Origin of the sequence: Mumia sp., from assembly GCF_028803055.1 — a bacterium.
GTDB lineage: Bacteria > Actinomycetota > Actinomycetes > Propionibacteriales > Nocardioidaceae > Mumia.
This window is the reverse complement of sequence record NZ_JARBCJ010000251.1, coordinates 1-3,777: the sequence shown is the minus strand read 5'-3', so window position 1 is coordinate 3,777 and position 3,777 is coordinate 1. Positions and strand designations below refer to the sequence as shown.

General features: G+C 72.8%; 4 protein-coding genes. All 4 read left to right on the top strand.

Annotated features, from left to right (window positions below; all coding sequences use genetic code 11):
- Positions 1–53: 53 nt before the first annotated feature.
- A complete protein-coding gene (locus PV363_RS16555) occupies positions 54–584 on the top strand; it encodes a hypothetical protein (RefSeq protein WP_301022919.1) in 531 nt (176 codons plus the stop codon).
- A gap of 6 nt (positions 585–590) precedes the next feature.
- Complete coding sequence (locus PV363_RS16550; RefSeq protein ID WP_220346907.1) at positions 591–1,910, top strand: acyl-CoA dehydrogenase family protein; 1,320 nt, start codon at positions 591–593, stop codon at positions 1,908–1,910.
- Positions 1,907–3,412 carry an aldehyde dehydrogenase family protein gene (locus PV363_RS16545; RefSeq protein ID WP_301022918.1) on the top strand — a complete coding sequence of 502 codons (1,506 nt, stop codon included), beginning with the start codon at positions 1,907–1,909 and terminating at the stop codon, positions 3,410–3,412. Before PV363_RS16550 ends, PV363_RS16545 begins: the two co-directional genes overlap by 4 nt.
- Positions 3,409–3,777: isocitrate lyase/phosphoenolpyruvate mutase family protein (locus PV363_RS16540; protein WP_301022917.1), on the top strand; the 369-nt coding region annotated here is incomplete at its 3' end. The genes PV363_RS16545 and PV363_RS16540, both read left to right, overlap by 4 nt.

Genomic DNA, 3,777 nt, shown 5'->3' with positions numbered 1-3,777 from the left:
TCCTCGAGATCCGTGCCGACTGACGCGACCCGCGCTCGGTCGAGGACGCCGCGGTGCTGCTGCGAGAGCTCGAAGCCATGCCCGACGTCCACGGCCGGGTGGTGATCCTCGAAGACGTCTTCGCGGAACCGGGGGGCGACCACCCGCTCGCCGCGATCGACCTGCTCGCCAGCGCCGGCGCGACCGAGATCTGCCTCGACGACACCGAGGGTGCCGCGACCCCGCTCCAGGTCCGCGCCCTCCTCCAGGACGCCGTCGGCCTCGCGCGGCCCGTCCCGCTACGGCTGCGGCTGCGAGACAACGACCGGCTCGGCCTGGTGAACGTGCTGACCGCCTTGAAGTCCGGCGTCCACCACTTCGACACGACGCTGGGCGGTCTCGACGGCGCAGTCGCCACCGAGGACCTCATCCGTCTGCTCGGCACGCTCGACGTCACCACGCCGGCCGACGCCGTGGCGCTGGATCGTCTCGCACGCCGTGTCCGCGGTCGCACCGCGGTTCCTGCCGTCGCTCCGAACGGTTCTCTTCCGAACGGCTCCACCGCGAGCACCTCTCCCGAACCGACCCCCCTCCCCACTCTCTAGGAGCTGATGACGGCCATGCTGACCGCCGAACACCTCTTGACCGATCTCACTCCCGACGAGCGCGAGCGGGCGGCGCGGGTCGAGGCGATCCTCCCCGCCGTCCGAGACGCGGCCCAGGAGGCCGACGCCCGCGGCCAGTTCCCCGAGGGCCACGTGAAGCTCCTCGCCGAGGCCGGCCTGCTGGGGCTCGTCGTCCCCACCGAGTACGGCGGTCTCGGTGGCGGCCTGCGCGACCTGGTCGCCACGACGTACGCGCTCGGCACGGTCTGCGGATCGACCGCCCTCGCCTTCTTCTTCCACTGCTCGGCGTCCTCGCGTGGGTTGCTGCCGCTGGCCGCGCTCGACGCCGGCCTGTACGAGGACGACGAGGTCGCGGAGGTGCGAGGGTTCGCCGAGCGCGTCCTGCACCTGATGGGAACCGACAAGCGCTGCCTCGCCAACTTCGCGAGCGAGGCTGCGAAGGCCAGCAATGCCAACGTCCTCATCTCGACCACCGCGACCCCGGTCGAGGGCGGTTGGCGCCTCGACGGCGAGAAGTCGTTCGGCTGCCTGTCGGGCACGGCCGACTTCTATCTGGTGACCGCCCGCCGCGCCGACATCGACGGGATCGACGGCATCTCGCTGTTCCTCGTCGCCCGCGACTCCGAGGGCATCCGCCCGCGGCAGGAGTGGAGCGGCCTCGGCATGCGCGCGTCCGACAACTTCGGGCTCGTGATGGAGGACTGCTTCGTCCCTGCCGACCACGCGCTGGCGGTGCCCGCCGGGTTCGCCCGTGCGACGTCGATGTCGCGCGGGTCCTGGGTGGGCAACCAGATCGCGATCGCGGCGATCTACGCCGGGATCGCCCAGGGCGCGTGGGACTACGCCTTCGAGCGCACGATGAAGGCGCGCTTCGCCGACACGGGCAAGCCGATCGCCTCCTCGCCGATGCACCAGGTGCTGATCGGCGAGGCCCAGACCGACCTGACCGACATGCACCTGTGGCTGCGCTACCAGGTGGAGCTCGAGTCCAGCGACCCACCGATCCTGCCCAAGCCCGAGGTCATCAAGAACTGGAAGCTCGCGAAGGGCTCGATCTGCGAGAAAGCCTTCGCCGTGGCGGTCGGATCGTTGAAGATGTGCGGGACGTCGGGCGCACTGCTCGACAACGTGATCGGTCGTTCCGTACGCGACACCGCGATGGGTCTGGTCCAGGCCTTCCCCGCCGAGCGGGGACGCCTCGACCTCGCGCAGCTGCTCGTCTCCGACGAGTCGTGGAGCGGCCTCACGACCCCCGACGCGGCCGATGCGGCGGCGAAGGCGAAGACGGAGGCGGGACGAGGATGACGAGTACGGCGGACACTGCGGGTCCGGCAGCGGTGACGCTGCCGGAGCTGGTCGAGGTCGTGGCGGGGGAGGTCGCCCCGGCGACCGGCACGCTCGACCTGTACCTGGAGGACCCATCCCGTGCCGTGCGTCTCGGCCCCGCGGTCGAGAGTGCACCGGAGTCGGTGGAGCGAGCCCTTCGCGCCGCCGACGCCGCCCACACCACGGGGACGTGGTCGTCGACCTCGCCGGCCGAGCGGGCCGACCTGCTCGACGCCGTCGCGACCGCGCTCGAGGCGCGTCAGCCCGAGCTCGCCGCTCTCGAGGCCTTCGCCACCGGCGTCCCTGTCCGTCAGACCTCCATCGTCGGCATGATCGTGCCGGGCGCCTTCCGCCTCGCCGCGGAGATGCTCCGCTCGGGCGCGCTGGTCGAGGCGCCGGTCACCGGCGCGAGCGGCCAGCCGGTCGAGGTGCTCCGGCTGCCGGTCGGACCGGCGGTCTGCCTGGTCCCGTGGAACGCGCCGGCACCGATGGCGGCCCACAAGGTGGCGAGCGCCCTGGCGGCCGGGTGCCCGACGATCCTCAAGCCCAGCGAGTACGCGCCGTACGCGACGACTCTGCTCGGGACGACCGTGGCGGAGGTGCTCCGTGACGCCGGCGTCGACGGGGGAGTCTTCCAGCTCCTCCAGGGCGGCCCTCGTGTCGGTGGGTCGGTCGTGACCGACCCCCGTATCCGCGCCGTCTCCTTCACCGGGGGTGCCGCCGGCGGCCGAGCGGTCGCGGTGGCCTGCGCCGAGAACCTCAGTGCGCTCCAGCTCGAGCTGGGTGGCAACAACCCTCTCGTCGTCATGCCCGACGCCGACCCGGAGGTCGCCGCGCGCGCCGCCGTCGACCTGCTCACGACGCTCAACGGTCAGTGGTGCCGCGCGCTGGGCCGCCTCGTGCTGCCCGAGGCGTCGGCCGACGCGATCATGGCTCTGGCGCTCGAGCGGCTCGCGGCGCTCAAGGCGGGGGACCCGCTCGACGAGTCGTCCGACCTGGGTCCGATCGTCCACTCGGTCCACCTCGCGCGCCTCGAGGGTGCGCTTGCGAGCCTCCAGGCCGCCGGTGGCGAGATCCACCGCGCGACCACGCTTCCTGACGCCGGCAACTACCTGGCGCCTGCGCTCGTCACGGGCGTGGCGCCCGAGGACGCCGTCGAGGAGGTCTTCGGGCCGATCGCCACGGTCCACACCTACGCCGACGAGGCGGAGGCGCTGGCGATCGCCAACGGCACGGCGTACGGGCTCGAGGGCTACGTCGTCGGGACCGACACCGAGCGCGCGTTGGCCTTCGCACGGCGCGTCCGCGCGGGCGAGGTCAAGGTCAACGGCTCCTCGATCATGAGCCTGCACCTGATGACGCCGCGACCCGCCTGGGGCATGTCCGGGCTCGGCGAGGAAGGCACGATCGAGACGATCCGCTGCTTCACCGGGGCTCGCGTCGTCGGCGTCGAAGGCAGCTTCGCGCTGCACGGCCGATGAGCGCCGAGGGGTCGTCGGCCGAGCGGCTCCGCGAGCTCCTGTCCGGCGACGCGGTCGTCCACCTGCCCGGCGTCCACGACGCGGTCACGGCACGACTGGCCGTCGCGTCCGGCGCACGGGCGGCGTGCCTCTCCGGCGCGGTGGCCTCGGCCGTCGGGCTCGGACTGCCGGACCTCGGCTTCGTCCACGGGAGCCAGATCGCAGCGCGCGCTCGTGACGTCGTCCCCTCGCTGGGGGGTGTGCCGCTGCTCGCCGACGCCGACACCGGGTACGGCAACGCGCTCCAGGCCCGCGAGACGACCCGCGTCTATGCCGCGGCCGGCATCGCGGGCCTCCACCTGGAGGACCAGGTGGCCCCGAAGCGG